This is a genomic window from Gemmatimonadales bacterium, assembly GCA_036265815.1.
Classification (GTDB): Bacteria; Gemmatimonadota; Gemmatimonadetes; order Gemmatimonadales; family GWC2-71-9; genus CAVVWJ01.
Genome location: DATAOI010000102.1, coordinates 57,887 through 71,985 on the forward strand (window position 1 = coordinate 57,887; position 14,099 = coordinate 71,985).

Genomic DNA, 14,099 nt, shown 5'->3' on the forward strand with positions numbered 1-14,099 from the left:
GTCCTGATGGAAATGGGCTAACTGACCGCGGTCAGCTGGCGCTCCTCGACCACCTTGCCGTCGAACAGGTGGACCGAGCGGCCGGCGTGGCGAGCGTAGCGGGAATCATGGGTCACCATGCAGATGGTGGCGCCGCCCTGGTGCAGCTCGCGCAGCAGCTCCATCACCGCTTCGCCGTTGGTGGAGTCGAGATTGCCGGTGGGTTCGTCGGCGAGGAGGATGGCCGGGTCGCCGGCCACGGCGCGCGCAACCGCCACGCGCTGCTGCTGGCCGCCCGAGAGCTGGGCCGGGAAGTGCTTCATCCGGTGCGACATGCCCACCCGCTCCAGCGCCGCCTGCACCCGGCGGCGGCGCTCCTCCGCCGCCATACCGCGATAGGTGAGCGGCAGCTCCACGTTCTCGTACACGGTGAGGTCACCGATCAGGTTGAACGCCTGGAAGATGAATCCGATCTGCCGGTTCCTGACCCGGGCCCGGTCGGCGGCGGAGAGCTTGGCCACCGGCTGGCCGTCCAGCACGTAGGTCCCGTCGGTGGGTGAGTCGAGCAGGCCGAGGATCGATAGCAGGGTCGTCTTGCCGCAGCCCGACGGCCCCGCGATCGCCAGGTACTCGCCTCGCTGGATCTCCAAGTGAATGTCGGACAGCGCGTGGGTCTCGACCTCGTCGGTGTAGAAGACCTTCTTGATGCCTGTCAGCGAGATCAGGGGCTCAGTCATGGGAGTCTCGGGCCTTGGCGATTGGCGGTGAATCAATGAGGGATGGGCGATGAGCCACGACTCCCGGGTCCTGCGCGGTCACGTCGGTTAGCCAGCACGAGCCATGGCCCATGCCCATCGTTGCGGTCATTCGACTCTCACGCGGTCGAACCCATCCCAGCGGGACATGTCGGAGATGATCACCTTGTCACCCGGCTGGAGGCCGCCCAGCACCTCGACGGTGTTGACCGACGTGCGGCCCAGCCGGACGTTCACCCGTACCGCGGTGGTGCCGTCCTCGATCAGCTTGAACAGGCCTACCGTGCTCCCGGCCTGCCCATACGCGGGCCGCCCGACGTGGAGCACGTTGTCCAGCCGCTCGACCTGGATGGTGCCATCGACCGACAGGTCCGGCCGGGCGCCGCGGGGCAGCTCGCCTTCCAGCGATACGTCCACCGTGACGGTGCCGTTGAGCACCGCCGGGTCCATCCGCGACACCTTCCCGCGGGCGATTCCGTTGCGGGTGTCGATCGCGGCGGGTTGACCCAGAGTGACGTCCTTGGCCTGCGTCTCCGGAATGCGAAGCACCGCCTTGAGCCGGCCCGGCTCCACGATCCGGGCGAGCGACGCGCCCGACTGGGCCCACTGCCCCACCTCGAGGGAGAGCTCCTGCAGCGTGCCGTTCGCGCCGGCCTTCACCACCATGGAGCGGATCCGGCCGCGCTGGAACTCGGTCACGTCCCGCAGCCGGTTCACCTGGGCCTGCTGCAGCGCGAGCTGCGAGTCGGCGGCCTGGGTCATCACCTGCAGCCGTTCCTGCTCGACCTTGAACCGGGTGCTCAGCTCCTCCAGCCGATCCTGCGCCCGGCTGGCCTCGCTGGTCGAGATGAGCTGCTTGGCCGCGAGCGAGTCGGAGGCGTCCGCCGTCCGCTTGGCATCGAGGAACGCGGCCTTCGCCGCCGCGACCGTCGCCTCCTGGTTGAGCCGCTGGGTGGCGAGCGTGGCGCGGAGGTTCACCCGATCAGCTTGGGCCACGCTGAGCTGGCGCTCGGACTCGAGTGCCTGGAGCTGGACGTCGGGGTTGCTCATCTCCAGCAGGACCGTCTCGGCCGTCACTTCCTGGCCGGGCTGGGCCAGCCGCTGCTCGACCCGGCCGGCCGTCACGGCGGAGATGTAGCGGATCCTCTCCGGCACCAGGGTACCCGGGCCGCGCACTTCGATCACCAGGGGCCCACGCACTACGGAATCCACCCAGACGGCCGCGCGGTCGACCTTGGGGGCGGCCGGCTTCAGGTTGCGCAGGCCGACCGTCGCCAGCACGATGGCCAGGAGCCCCAGGCCCCCATACATGAGCCGCTTGCGTCCGCGTTTGGCTGGTTCCCTCGGAATGTCCACGCTGCTGCCTCACTCGTCGCATGATGAATCGCACGCCCTGCCCTATGAAAGGTGCGTGCCACCTGAGGCGAACCCGCAAAGCACGGTCGTACAAAGGGTTGCCAGTCGGCCCTGGGGTTGGGATCCAGTTCGAGCGTTCGGTCATGGGATCGACAAATCCCACATCCGAACACAGCGTCCAACTGCGTTGGATGCCGCGAGCGTCGACAAGGTTCGGATTGAGAAGGGTCCTGCTCATCGTGGGGAGCTGCTGCTGTGGCGGCGCGGCTGCGCCAGCCGGTCTGCTACGGCGTGCCCAGGCTGGCCCGACTGGGTTTCGAGCTGCTCTTCTGAGGCCTGATCCGGGCGAGATCCTCCCGGAGCAGCGCCTGATTCACGGCCATGCCGGCCTCCGCCCCTTCGGCCGCGGCCACCACCACGAACTGCGCCTCCCGCGACGCGTCGCCGCAAACGTAAAGGCCCGGCAGGTTAGTGGACTCGCACTTTCCGGTGTCCACCGCCCCGGCCTCGGTGAACGCGCATCCCAAGCGGCCCGGCAGGTCGGAGCGCTGGTGGTGGCCGGCGGCCAGGAAGAGCGCCCGGCGGTCCACGCTGCTTCCATCGAGGAAGACCACCCGCTCCAGCTGGCCGTCGGCGCCGTCGAGCCGAAGTACCCGCTCCTCCCGCAGGGGCACGCCGACAGCGTCCAGCCTCTCGCGCAGGTGCTCGGGCAGCTCCGCCGGCCCGTCGGTGCAGAGCACCAGATCATCGGTCCAGACCGTGAGGGCCAGCGCGAGGCCGGCGCCAGCTTCCCCTTGGCCGTAGACGGCAATCGGCTGATCGCGCCATTCCCAGGCATCGCAGTAGGGACAGTGATGCACGCTCAGGCCGTACAGCGGCGCGAGGCCCTCGATCTCCGGGATCTCGTCGACCACCCCGGTGGCCAGCAACAGCTTCCGGCTCCGGAGCAGCGTCCCGTCGGCGCAGCGCACGGCGAACCCGTCGGCCTCGGGCGCGGCATCCACCACGTTCGCGTGGCGCAGCTCGATGCTCTGGTATCGCCGGAGCTCGTCGCGGGCGAGCCGCAGGAGCTCGGAGGGAGGCGTGCCGTCTCGGGTGAGAAATCCGTGGATCTCTCGGGACCACCAGTTGCGCGGCGCGCCGAGGTCGCAGACCAGCACCCGCCGGCGGCAGCGGCCGAGCATGAGTGCGGCGCTCAAGCCCGCGGGGCCGCCGCCCACGACGATGCAGTCCCAGGCGGGATCGTCAGGCCGGCGAGACTTCACCCGCCTCCATCACCTGTCTGAAGCGGCGGAGATCGTCGGCCACCTGCCGAGCGGGATCCTCTCCCGCGAGCCTGGCCGCCGCGGTCCCGAGCTTCCCGGCCGGGGGGGAATACCGCAGAATCACCCGAACCTCGGTGCCGTCGCCCCGGGGCGTGAAATGGACCGAGCCCGCGTGGTCCACATCGGAGTCCGGGAGCGAGCGCCAGGCGATCAACTCGTTCTCGATCTCGTTATGGATCTCCGCATCCCACTCGACCCTGGTGCCCGCCGGGCCCTTGGCCACCCAGTGAGAGCGCCGGTCATCCAGCCGAGTGACCGACTCGAGGTTGTCCATGAAGCGCGGCAGGTTCTCGAAGTTCCGCCAGAATCGGAACAGGTCTTCTCGCGCCCGGTTGATCGTGACCGACTGCTCCACCCGAGTCCCGTCGCCATGCCGGAGGCTGGCCACCCGGCTGGTTCGGCCCTCACCCTGCGCGGAGTTGCGGCCCAGCGCCCGGTTGACGGGACAGCGGCCGGTGACCCCGCGGCGAATGAGCTCTCCCCCGAGCGGCAGCAATACTCCGCGAAGACGCTTCTGTCGGAGGCTGTAGCCTACGAGGGTCAGACCCGCGAGGCCGGAGATCCACCGCTCGGTCCGGCCCACATTCACCTCTCGTCGGACGTCCCGGGGATCCAGATGCTCCCATCCGCCGGAGCGTACGCCGTCATACGTCGAAGTCATCGCCGTCCTTTCGTGTGCGTGGTAAGTGAGTCAGCCGCGGGCCGGCTCCTGAGGCGCGATCTGGTTGTACCGGCGCGCGGCACGATCGCCGAGCCAGGTGAGCCATGATGGCGAGACCGGCGACTGGCTTTCCCGCCCGCTGAGGCGCATGCCCGTGGTCGGGTCCATTCGCGGGAGCAGGCGCGCGGCGACGCCCAGGGCCTTGCTGGTGAGCTCGGGCGCGAGTCCGTTGGCGGCCGCCGCGAGCCAAGTGGAGAGGGGGAAACGGACTTCGGCGTCTCCCCGGGCGCAGCCCGCCAGAATGAGGCGGGCGGCACGCTTGACCGAGATCGAGAGACCCGGCAGAGAATCCGCGATGCTGAACCAGGCGTATTCGGCGCGGTGCCTGCCGCGGAAGATGGCATTGCGTGGGCTGCCCGTACGCATCAACCCGGGCACCACCGCCACCACCGCGATCCCCTCGGCGGCGAGCTCGGCCCGGAGCGCCTGAGTCAAGCCCAGCGCCGCAAACTTGCTCGCGCTGTAGGGGATCAGATGAGGCACCCCGATCTTGGCCCCGACCGACGTGATGTTCACGATCCTGCCACTGCCGCGGGCCTGCATGTCGGGCAACACGGCGGCAGTGGCGTGCAGCACACCCCAGAAGTTGGTGTCCATCGCCTCCTGATAGTCCGCCAGTGACATCGCCCCGGCTGGGCCGACCTCGATTACGCCCGCGTTGTTGATCAGCACGTCCACCGGTCCCAGCCGCACCCGAACCGATTCGATCAGCTGGCGCACCGAGGCTTGGTGCCGGACGTCGCACGGGATCGCGACGACCTCTCCCCCTCGTCTCTGAAGAAGCGAGCGCGCGCGCTCCAGGGAGCCGGCGTCCCGGCCGCAGATGGCTACCCGTGCCCCCATCGCTGACGCGGCTTGGGCGAGGGCGAGCCCCAGGCCGCGGGAGCCACCGGTGATCAGCACCGTCCGTCCGGCGAGGTCGTAGGCGGCCCGGGGCCGACGCAGGCGCCACGCGAGGGCCACGCACACTACTGCCGCCGCCACGAGCCGCCCGCGGCGACTCCGGGCCTTGCGCGGTTTGGTCATCGCTTGCCGGACCGGCGGCGCGAGTTGGCGGGCCGGGCGCCTTTGGCGACCTCCCGGTCGTGCTGTTTGTCGTCGAGGGTGGCGCTCAGCCCATCCCGGTGGTCCGGATCCGCCACTTCGTCGGCCGGGGAGGCGTAGTGGCGACCAATCCGGTCCTCGTCGCGCGGGTCTTCCAGATCGAGCTCCTCCGGCGCAGTCTCGCCCGCATCCGGCTGCTCCAGTGCGAAGCGGCGCCGCTCATCCTCCGACATGGTGGCGAAGTCACGACCCAGATTCTTGGCCATGCGTCTCACTCCTCACGGTACTCTCGAGCAAGGCCTTCATCCGCCCGAGGTCCTCGTTCAATTTGGCGCGGGGATCCGCCCCGAAGAGCTCGGCCACGGCCGCGCCGGCACCGCCGCCCGGAGGGTTGTAGCAGAGTCGGAAGTCGATTCCGGTTCCGACCCCCTCCGTCCGGAAGCGGATGACGCCCGCGTTTTCCAGCGTGGAGCCGGGCTCGCTGCGCCAGGCGATCGCTTCGTTGAGTGTATCCTGCGTCATCACCGCGTCCCATTCGACCGGAACGCCCGCGGGTCCGCTCACCACCCAATGGGAGCGTCCGGCGCCGAGGTCGGTCACCGACCGCACGTTCGACATGAAGAGCGGGAAGTTCTCGTAGTTGGTCCAGAAGGCGTACACCCGTTCGACCGGCGCTGCGATGTGCAGCGTCTTCTGGATATCGATCGTCCGGCGCCGCTCGCCCCGGCGCGGACCCCGGCCGGCCACGCCGGTCCGGAGGTTGGCGGCCAGCAGACCGACGCCCACGGTGCGCGTGGCGGAGCCGACAACACCCCGGCGGGAGAGGCCGTAGAGGGAGAGGACGCCGCCGGCCAGCGCCAGTATCAGCTCCACGAGTGAGCGGGATGCCGGGCCGCTACGGGTCAGATTCGCGGCCTCCAACCCGCCGATGTCTCCTGCCCGGCTTCCGTATCGACGCACCGCCATCGGCTCGGCGGCGGGCGCGCCGGATCGGACAGTCATCCGGGTGATGCGCACGCGCGCGCGAGTTCTTCTCGCTTCCCCACGCTCCGGATCCAGGAAGTAGACCAATCCGGCGCCGAGTGCCGCGCCACTCAAGAAATCCTTGGCTCCCATACGCTCAAACCTGCCTGTTCGGCGTGCTGAGGCTGTGATCGCCCTCACACGAGGCGCTCACACGAGGCGTTCACACGAGGCGCTCACCTGAGCGGTGCGCGATGCTCTGGTGCGGCGCATCGACGTGCTCCTCGTCCGCCCTTACCTTTCACGGGTCTGCATCCACCCACACCGAAGGGAGTGCAAGGCGTACATGGGGCTCATCTTTCTGGCGATCGGACTTGCCGCGGGCGTGCTTTCGGGACTGTTCGGAATCGGCGGGGGCCTGCTCATCGTGCCCACCCTCGTGACCCTGACCAACTTTTCGACGAAGACCGCGCTGGGCACCTCTCTCGCATCGCTGCTGCTGCCGGTCGGGCTCCTCGGCGCCTACACCTACTATCAGAACGGTCAGGTGAACGTCTCTGCCTCGCTGCTCATTGCTCTGGGGCTCTTTCTCGGCGCCGGCGTCGGCGCCCGGATCGCCGAGGTGCTGCCGGTGATCACCTTGCAGCGGCTCTTCGCCGTGTTCCTCGTCGCCATGGCCGTGCGTCTGTGGATTCACGCGGGAGGATGACATGGAACTGAGCAGTCCGGCATTCCGCCAGGGGCAGCCGATCCCGGCTGCCTTCACCTGCGACGGGGATGACCGCTCACCCACCCTCGCGTGGAGCGGCGCGCCCGGGGAGACCCGGAGCCTGGCGCTCCTCTGCGAAGATCCCGACGCGCCCCGGGGCATCTGGGTCCACTGGGTGATCTTCAACCTGCCGGCGGACGCGGTCGAGCTGGAGGAGGGCGTGCCCGCGCTGCCTCAGCTCCCTTCGGGCGCACGTCAGGGCACCAACGACAGCAGCCACCTTGGATACAACGGCCCCTGTCCTCCGCCGGGCAACCCCCACCGCTACTTCTTCCGGCTCTATGCGCTCGATGCGCTGCTCAATCTCGCTCCGGGTGCGAGCCGGGCGGATCTGGAGGAGGCGATGTCCGGCCACATCCTGGGCGACGTCAGTCTCATGGGAACGTACCAGCGCCGCACGCGTTGAGCCGCCACAGTCCTCGGATGCGCAACGCTTGGATCGAGCCCGGCCGCGCCACACTGCTCGGCTCACTCCTTCTCTCGGTCTGCGGGCTCACCGCCTGCGCCGGCCGGCCGCCCGGCCCGGGCGGACGACCCCTGCCCAAGCCGACCGCCACTGCGAAGCTCACCGATTCGAGCGGTAAACAGGTAGGCCTCGCGATCTTCACGGCCACGGACACCGGCACCAGTGTGGGCCTCAGCGTCGGCGGTCTCGCGCCCGGACTTCACGGGCTCCAGGTCCACGCGACCGGCCAGTGCGCACCACCTGATTTCAGCTCTGCCGGCCCCCGCCTGCGCGATCTGCCCGACCTCCTGGTCCAGGCGGACGGCTCGGCGGACACCACCTTTCCGCTCGACCCGGCGCTCCTCCGGCCGGGCCCGTCCTCGCTGCTGCGACCGGAGGGCACCGCGATCGTGGTGCACGCCGAGGCGGGTGATCAATCCAGTGAACCGAGCGACGGCTCGGGCGACCGGATCGCCTGCGGTACGATCGAGCCCGACTGACGTGGCCACGCTGCTCCGCCTGACCGATCACGGCCTCTATTGCGAGGCCGGCGACTTTCACGTCGACCCGTGGGGCGCGGTGCCTCGCGCCGTGGTGACGCACGCGCACGGCGACCACGTGGCCTGGGGATGTGGCTCCTATCTGACCACCACCTCCGGCCTGCCGCCGCTCCGCGCCCGGCTCGACCGGGATGCTCGGATCCGCGCACTCGCCTACGGCGAAGCCATCGTGATCAATGGCGTCCGCGTGTCGCTGCATCCCGCGGGGCACATTCTCGGATCGGCCCAGGTCCGGATGGAATACCAGGGCGAGGTCTGGGTCGTCTCGGGAGACTACAAGATCGACCCCGACCCGACCTGCGCCGCGTTCGAGCCGGTGCGCTGCCACACCTTCGTCACCGAGTCGACCTTCGGCCTGCCAATCTACCGCTGGCCGCCGCAGCAGGAGGTATTCGCCGAGATCAACGCCTGGTGGCGCGCCAACCAGCGCGCGGGCAAGGCCACGCTGCTCTTCGCGTACGCGCTGGGGAAGGCGCAGCGGCTGCTCGCCGGTCTCGATCCGTCGCTGGGGCCGATCTTCACCCATGGAGCGGTCGAGCGGATGACCCAGGCGTACTTGGCCGCCGGGGTCCAGCTTCCTCTCACTACCCACGCGGCCACGGTGGAGCGCGGCGCCGATTGGAGCCAGGCGCTCGTGCTCGCCCCACCGTCCGCTGACGGCTCTCCTTGGACCCGGCGATTCGGAAACCAGGCGACGGGCTTTGCCTCGGGCTGGATGCTGGTTCGCGGCGCCCGCCGGCGGGGCGCGCTCGATCGCGGATTCGCCTTGTCCGACCACGTGGATTGGCCCGGTCTAATGGCCGCGATCGACGCGACCGGCGCCTCGCGGATCTGGGTCACCCACGGTTACTCCAGCGTGGTGGTCCGCTGGCTGCGTGAGCGGGGCCTCGAAGCTCACCTGGTCCAGACTCGCTTCGAAGGCGAACGGGACGACGAGGAGCGCGACGCCGACGCGGCCGTGGCCTCGCCGGAGTACCCATGAAAGCCTTCGCCCGGCTCTACACGGCGCTCGACGAGACCAGCGCGACCAGCGGCAAGGTGGCGGCGCTCGCCGAGTTCTTTCGTAGCTCGCCGCCGGGCGACGCGGCCTGGGCGATCCATTTTCTGATCGGCCGCCGCCCCAAGCGGCTGGTCGGGTCTCCCCGCCTCCGGACCTGGGCCGCGGCAGAGGCGGGAATTCCCGACTGGCTCTTCGAGGAGAGCTACCACGCCGTGGGCGATCTGGCGGAGACCGTGACCCTGCTGCTGCCCGATCGGGAGAGCTCCGCCGACCAGCCGCTCGCATGGTGGGTCGAGGAGCGGTTGATGACGCTGCGCGATCAGGACGAATCGGTGCAGCGCGAGATGATGCTGCGGGCCTGGCGAGAGCTCGACCGCTGGGAGCGCTACGTGTGGAACAAGCTGATCACCGGCAGCTTCCGCGTGGGGGTGTCTTCGGGGCTGGTGGTCCGAGCCCTGGCGGAGGTGAGCGGGGTGGAAGAGGGCGTGATCGCCCACCGGCTGATGGGAGCATGGCATCCGACCCCAGAGTTCTTCCAGCGGCTGGTGGCCACCGACACCCGCGACGCCGACGTGAGCCGGCCCTATCCCTTCTATCTCGCGTACCCACTGGAGGACGATCCGGCCCTCCTGGGTGATCCCGCGGAATGGATGGCGGAGTGGAAATGGGACGGCATCCGTGCCCAGCTCGTCCGCCGCACGGGCCGCACATTCCTTTGGTCCCGGGGCGAGGAGCTTCTGAGCGGCCGCTTTCCCGAGGTGGAGCAAGCGGCCGCGCTGCTGCCGGACGGGACGGTGCTCGACGGCGAGCTCCTCCCCTGGGCAGAGGGCGGGCCGCTCCCCTTCGCACAGCTGCAGCGCCGGATCGGGCGGACCACGCTCGGCGCCAAGATTCTGGCGGAGGTGCCGGTGGCACTGGTCGCCTACGACCTGCTGGAGGAGTCGGGCGAGGATCTCCGGGCGCTTGGGTTTCGGGAGCGCCGCCGCCGTCTCGCCAGGCTCCTGGAGCACATTCCCTCCGCGGGGCGACTGATGTTGTCACCAGTCATCCCGGCGGAGACCTGGGCCGAGTTGGCGGGGGCGCGGAGACGCGCCCGGGAGGTGGGAGCGGAGGGGTTGATGCTCAAGCGCCTGGAGAGCGCCTACGGCGTCGGCCGCCGCCGGGGCGATTGGTGGAAATGGAAGGTCGAGGCGCTCAGCGTGGACGCCGTGCTGATCTACGCCCAGCCGGGGAGCGGCCGGCGGGCCGGCCTCTTCACCGACTACACCTTCGGCATCTGGGATGGAGACCGGCTGGTGCCGTTCGCCAAAGCCTACACCGGGCTCAGCGACGAGGAGATCCGCCGGGTGGACGCCTTCGTCCGGCGGAATACGCTGGAGAAATTCGGCCCCGTGCGTACGGTCAAGCCCGAGCTGGTGTTCGAGCTCGCGTTCGAGGGCATTCAGCGCTCCAGCCGGCACAAGTCGGGCGTCGCGGTCCGGTTTCCCCGGATGGCTCGCTGGCGTGACGACAAGCGGCCGGAGCAGGCGGACACGATCGAAACGGTGCGGGCGCTGCTGGGGCCGGGCGGCGGACAGTAGTCTGGCTTACGGCGTGGCCGGGGGCTCCGCGCGGAACGTGACCACCAGGGCGTCTCGGTAGGCGGGCTGCCCGGCGATGCTCACCTTCAGCGGGGTGACCCCATGCCAGACCCGCCGGTCATCGAGGAGCACCGCGTCGAGCGGCTCCCGCAGCTCGAACGTGCCGAGCGGCCGTTGCTGCTCGTCGCCGATCGCGGTGACACCGCCGGCGACGTTGCGGCGCGCCACCAGCGTCACCAGCACCCAGTCGACGCCGTCGCGATGCATTCCCTCGGGCGTCGGCTTCCCTTCGTGCGCCCCGTCGGGCTCGATCCGGAACTGGTGCATCTCGACGTGCCAGCGGTCGGGCACCGGGCCCTGGGTCGAGGCGGCGAACGCGCTGCGGCAGATCGCCAGGATCCGCTGGGTGATCGGATGCGCAGCAATCAGGTCGGTGACCGGCTCGAACCACCGCTCGATGCCGCCGTTCAACGAATTGTAGGCCCGCTCCTGATAGTGGGGCTGGTGCGGCTTGCGGACGATGGTCGAGGCCGTGACCGAGAAGCAGCCGAACCGCCGCCGGCGATAGCGACCGCCATCCGCCATGAAATGATCGACGTCCAGCTCGTTCCAGCTCCTGGCGAACCCAGCCCAATCGGCCAGCGCTTCCGGACCAATGAGCCCCCGCAGCTCGGCGGCCGGCACGATGCGAAATCCCGGCTCCGGCACGCGAAGCTGCATCGGTGCCAACAGTCGCGCGCCCATCAGCCGGCGGCTCGCAGGATCGCCGCAACCGACTGTTCGACGTCGGCGTCGGTGGTAGCCCACGACGACACGCTGATGCGCATCGCTTCCCGCCCCTGCCATCGGGTGCCGCCACACCAGCAGACGCCGTCGCTCTGCAGCCGGGCGATGACCCGCCGGGTCTCGGCTTCGTCGCCGAAGGCCACCAGCACCTGATTCAGCTCCACCTCGTTCAGCACCTCCTGACCGGCCTCACGCAGCAGCTGGGCGATTCGGGCGGCGTGCCGGCAGCACCGCTCCACCAGGTCGGCCACGCCCTGGCGGCCGAGCTGCTGATACGCGGCCCACACGTCGACGCCGCGGGCCCGCCGGGAGCCGTCTGGGGAGTAGTGCATCGGATCGCGAATGCCCGAGGGCGGAAGATAGGCCGCGCTCATCGCCATGGCCGCGCGGAGCGACGACTGGTCTCGCACCAGCGCGATGCCGCAGTCGTAGGGAACGTTGAGCCACTTGTGACCGTCGGTGGCCCAGGAATCGGCATGGTCGAGGCCGTCGACCAGGCGATCGAGCGACGGCACCGCCCGGGCCCAGAGCCCAAACGCACCGTCGACGTGCACCCAGGCGCCCGCCTCATGGGCCCAGGCGCAGATCTCCCGTGCCGGATCGAACGCCCCGGTGTTGACGTTGCCCGCCTGGATGCAGACGATCGCGGGACTATCGAGCGGGGGGAAGGCCCCGGGCCGGATCCGGCCCTGGCCGTCGACCGGGAGCCGGACGACGCGATTCCGGCCGAGGCCCAGGAGGCCGAGCACCCGAACAACCGTGGAGTGCACCTCACCGCCGACCACCGCCGTGATCGGAGGCGCGCCGAACAGGCCATCGTTGTCGGCGTCCCATCCGGCCCGGCGCAAGATGGCGTGCCGTGCGGCGGCGAGAGCCGTGAAGTTCGCCATGGTGGCGCCGGTGACGAGGGCGCCCCCGCACTCGGGCGGGAGGCGGAGCAGCTCCACCGTCCATTGCAGCGCGATCTCTTCGATGACCGCGGTGGCGGGCGACATGCTGTGGAGGGCGCAGTTCTGGTCCCACGCCGTGGCGAGCCAGTTGGAGGCGATCGTGACCGGCAACGAGCTGCCGTTCACGAAGCCGAAGTATCGGCCACCGGCCGTGGCGATCGTGGCCGGCGAGGCCACCTCGTCGAGCAGCGCCAGCACCTGCCGGGGATCGGTGCCGGTGGCCGGGAGTGGGTGTCGCAGGCGGTCGAGCCCGGCGAGCGCGGCCGGGCTCGGCGCGACCGGGCGGGTCTCGAGCGATTCGCGGTAGCGGATGCCGCGCTGTGCGGCGTCCAGCAGGAGGTCCCGGAGCGGCACCGGATGGGGAAGCGCTTTCCTAACCGCCGCAGTAGCGCTATCGTTGGCTCTCATGAAACAGAGTAGCAGTATGTCCCGGTTGGTGCAACTGCTCCGGCGCGACATCGCCCGGCTGGAGCCGGGCAAGCGGCTGCCCTCGGTCCGGACGCTGATGGCCCGGCACCAGGTCAGCCCGGTCACCGTGCGCCACGCGGTCGCCACGCTGGTCAACGAGGGACTCATCGACGCGCGGCCTGGCCATGGGACCTTCATCGCCGAGCGTTCTGTGGCACCGGCGGCCGTGGACTTCGGGTGGCAGGCGCTGGCCCTCGGTCCGGCCCGCGTCGCAGTCGACGCCATCGAAGCGATCCTGACTCCGCCGAGTGCGGGATCGGTCAACCTGGCCGGCGGCTATCCCTCGGAGGATCTGCAGGCGCTGTCGCTCGTGGCCACCGCGATGGCCCGCGCCGCCCGCCGGCCCGGCGTCTGGGGCCGGATGCCGCTCGAAGGCATCGAGCCGCTCCGGGCCTGGTTCGCCCAACAGATTGGCGACCCGATCACCCCGCGCGAGGTCCTGATCTGTCCCGGGTCACAGGCCGCGATCACGACCGCCTTCGGCGCGCTCGCCAATCCCGGAGCGCCCGTGCTGGTCGAATCACCGACCTACCTGGGCGCCATGGTGTCGGCCCGGGCCGCGGGGCTCGAGCTCGTGCCCGTCCCGACCGATCGCGACGGGGTCATCCCCGACCTCCTCGCACGAGCCTTCGCCCGTACGGGCGCCCGGCTCTTCTATGCCCAGCCCACGTTCGCGAATCCCACCGGCGCGTCGCTCTCGGTGGAGCGGCGTCGGCAGGTGCTGGACGTGGTTGCGTCGGCCGGCGCGCTCCTGATCGAGGACGACTGGTGCCGCGATTTGAGCCTGGAGCCCAACCCACCTCGGCCGCTGATCAGGAACGATCCCCACGGGCACTGCGTCTATCTTCGATCGCTCACCAAATCGGCAGCACCCGGGCTCCGGATCGGTGCCATCTGCGCCCGCGGCGCCGCGCTCACCCGGCTCGGCGCAAGCCGCGCCATCAGTGATTTCTTCGTGCCCGGTCCCATTCAGGAAGCCGCCCTCGAGGTGGTGACTTCCCCGGCGTGGCCCCGTCACCTGCGGGCGCTTCGGGCGGCGTTGGCCGAGCGCCGGGATCGAATGGCCGCCGGGGTCCGCCAGCATTTCGGGGAGGCCAGCCTGGCGCTGGTGCCGGCCGGAGGAATCCACATGTGGGTTCGGCTGCCGGATAAAGTGGACGACGTGGAGCTCGCCCGCCGAGCCGCCGCTGCCAGAATCCTGGTGAGCCCGGGCCGACACTGGTTCCCGGCGGAGGCGACGGGATCGTTCCTTCGGATGAGCTACGCGAGCGCCTCGCCCGAGGCGCTGGGGAGAGCGGTGGCGACGGTGGGCCAACTGGCGGCGCGGATGGCCTGAGGCGCGAACGGTCGCGAGCGTCGGTCAGCGCTGGGGCCGGACAATCGCCAAGCGACTGCGCA

The 14,099-nt window shown here is 70.1% G+C and carries 15 protein-coding genes; 6 read left to right on the top strand and 9 right to left on the bottom strand.

Features of this window, described 5'->3' with window-relative positions:
- Positions 1-17: 17 nt before the first annotated feature.
- The 7 genes from VHR41_19660 to VHR41_19690 all read right to left on the bottom strand — a co-directional run bounded on the left by VHR41_19660 (position 18) and on the right by VHR41_19690 (position 6,296).
- Positions 18-716: an ABC transporter ATP-binding protein gene (locus VHR41_19660; GenBank protein HEX3236417.1), complete on the bottom strand. Its 699-nt coding sequence runs from the start codon at positions 714-716 to the stop codon at positions 18-20.
- A 126-nt stretch (positions 717-842) separates the two neighbouring features.
- Positions 843-2,090 carry an HlyD family efflux transporter periplasmic adaptor subunit gene (locus VHR41_19665; GenBank protein ID HEX3236418.1) on the bottom strand — a complete coding sequence of 416 codons (1,248 nt, stop codon included), beginning with the start codon at positions 2,088-2,090 and terminating at the stop codon, positions 843-845.
- A gap of 284 nt (positions 2,091-2,374) precedes the next feature.
- On the bottom strand, positions 2,375-3,355 hold the full coding sequence (locus VHR41_19670; GenBank protein HEX3236419.1) for an NAD(P)/FAD-dependent oxidoreductase: 981 nt from the start codon (positions 3,353-3,355) through the stop codon (positions 2,375-2,377).
- Positions 3,336-4,076 (bottom strand): SRPBCC family protein, encoded by a 741-nt coding sequence (locus tag VHR41_19675; GenBank protein ID HEX3236420.1) that lies wholly within the window; start codon positions 4,074-4,076, stop codon positions 3,336-3,338. The genes VHR41_19670 and VHR41_19675 overlap by 20 nt, the downstream gene beginning before the upstream one ends.
- Before the next feature lie 30 nt (positions 4,077-4,106).
- Entirely contained in the window at positions 4,107-5,162 is a 1,056-nt protein-coding gene (locus VHR41_19680) for an SDR family oxidoreductase (GenBank protein HEX3236421.1), read from the bottom strand.
- Positions 5,159-5,446: a hypothetical protein gene (locus VHR41_19685; protein HEX3236422.1), complete on the bottom strand. Its 288-nt coding sequence runs from the start codon at positions 5,444-5,446 to the stop codon at positions 5,159-5,161. The genes VHR41_19680 and VHR41_19685 overlap by 4 nt, the downstream gene beginning before the upstream one ends.
- Positions 5,424-6,296, bottom strand: coding sequence for an SRPBCC family protein (locus VHR41_19690; GenBank protein HEX3236423.1), 873 nt, complete (start codon positions 6,294-6,296; stop codon positions 5,424-5,426). The genes VHR41_19685 and VHR41_19690 overlap by 23 nt, the downstream gene beginning before the upstream one ends.
- A gap of 94 nt (positions 6,297-6,390) precedes the next feature.
- On the opposite strand from VHR41_19690, the gene VHR41_19695 reads away from it, so the two are divergent.
- The 5 genes from VHR41_19695 to VHR41_19715 are packed head-to-tail and all read left to right on the top strand — an operon-like array spanning position 6,391 to position 10,497.
- On the top strand, positions 6,391-6,852 hold the full coding sequence (locus tag VHR41_19695; GenBank protein HEX3236424.1) for a sulfite exporter TauE/SafE family protein: 462 nt from the start codon (positions 6,391-6,393) through the stop codon (positions 6,850-6,852).
- 1 nt (position 6,853) lies between these two features.
- Entirely contained in the window at positions 6,854-7,318 is a 465-nt protein-coding gene (locus VHR41_19700; GenBank protein HEX3236425.1) for a YbhB/YbcL family Raf kinase inhibitor-like protein, read from the top strand.
- A 17-nt stretch (positions 7,319-7,335) separates the two neighbouring features.
- Positions 7,336-7,857, top strand: a complete 522-nt coding sequence (locus tag VHR41_19705) for a superoxide dismutase family protein (protein ID HEX3236426.1) — start codon at positions 7,336-7,338, stop codon at positions 7,855-7,857.
- Between the two features lies 1 nt (position 7,858).
- The gene (locus tag VHR41_19710) at positions 7,859-8,899 is read left to right on the top strand and encodes a ligase-associated DNA damage response exonuclease (GenBank protein HEX3236427.1); all 1,041 of its coding nucleotides are present in this window, start codon (positions 7,859-7,861) and stop codon (positions 8,897-8,899) included.
- The gene (locus VHR41_19715) at positions 8,896-10,497 is read left to right on the top strand and encodes an ATP-dependent DNA ligase (GenBank protein ID HEX3236428.1); all 1,602 of its coding nucleotides are present in this window, start codon (positions 8,896-8,898) and stop codon (positions 10,495-10,497) included. Before VHR41_19710 ends, VHR41_19715 begins: the two co-directional genes overlap by 4 nt.
- 6 nt (positions 10,498-10,503) lie before the next feature.
- Here VHR41_19715 and VHR41_19720 read toward each other — a convergent pair whose 3' ends face one another.
- Positions 10,504-11,241, bottom strand: coding sequence for a 2OG-Fe dioxygenase family protein (locus tag VHR41_19720; protein ID HEX3236429.1), 738 nt, complete (start codon positions 11,239-11,241; stop codon positions 10,504-10,506).
- Positions 11,241-12,641, bottom strand: coding sequence for an aminotransferase class V-fold PLP-dependent enzyme (locus VHR41_19725; protein ID HEX3236430.1), 1,401 nt, complete (start codon positions 12,639-12,641; stop codon positions 11,241-11,243). Before VHR41_19725 ends, VHR41_19720 begins: the two co-directional genes overlap by 1 nt.
- 16 nt (positions 12,642-12,657) lie before the next feature.
- Between VHR41_19725 and VHR41_19730 the strand changes: the two genes are divergently transcribed.
- A complete protein-coding gene (locus VHR41_19730; protein ID HEX3236431.1) occupies positions 12,658-14,037 on the top strand; it encodes a PLP-dependent aminotransferase family protein in 1,380 nt (459 codons plus the stop codon).
- The last annotated feature ends 62 nt before the right edge of the window (positions 14,038-14,099 follow it).

Excerpts from the sequence above, each read along its gene's own strand:
- VHR41_19685 (HEX3236422.1), bottom strand. The coding sequence starts at position 5,446 with ATGGCCAAGAATCTGGGTCGTGACTTCGCCACCATGTCGGAGGATGAG.
- VHR41_19700 (HEX3236425.1), top strand. The coding sequence starts at position 6,854 with ATGGAACTGAGCAGTCCGGCATTCCGCCAGGGGCAGCCGATCCCGGCT.
- VHR41_19730 (HEX3236431.1), top strand. The coding sequence starts at position 12,658 with ATGTCCCGGTTGGTGCAACTGCTCCGGCGCGACATCGCCCGGCTGGAG.
- VHR41_19675 (HEX3236420.1), bottom strand. The coding sequence starts at position 4,076 with ATGACTTCGACGTATGACGGCGTACGCTCCGGCGGATGGGAGCATCTG.
- VHR41_19660 (HEX3236417.1), bottom strand. The coding sequence starts at position 716 with ATGACTGAGCCCCTGATCTCGCTGACAGGCATCAAGAAGGTCTTCTAC.
- VHR41_19705 (HEX3236426.1), top strand. The coding sequence starts at position 7,336 with ATGCGCAACGCTTGGATCGAGCCCGGCCGCGCCACACTGCTCGGCTCA.
- VHR41_19680 (HEX3236421.1), bottom strand. The coding sequence starts at position 5,162 with ATGACCAAACCGCGCAAGGCCCGGAGTCGCCGCGGGCGGCTCGTGGCG.
- VHR41_19720 (HEX3236429.1), bottom strand. The coding sequence starts at position 11,241 with ATGGGCGCGCGACTGTTGGCACCGATGCAGCTTCGCGTGCCGGAGCCG.
- VHR41_19725 (HEX3236430.1), bottom strand. The coding sequence starts at position 12,641 with ATGAGAGCCAACGATAGCGCTACTGCGGCGGTTAGGAAAGCGCTTCCC.
- VHR41_19715 (HEX3236428.1), top strand. The coding sequence starts at position 8,896 with ATGAAAGCCTTCGCCCGGCTCTACACGGCGCTCGACGAGACCAGCGCG.
- VHR41_19690 (HEX3236423.1), bottom strand. The coding sequence starts at position 6,296 with ATGGGAGCCAAGGATTTCTTGAGTGGCGCGGCACTCGGCGCCGGATTG.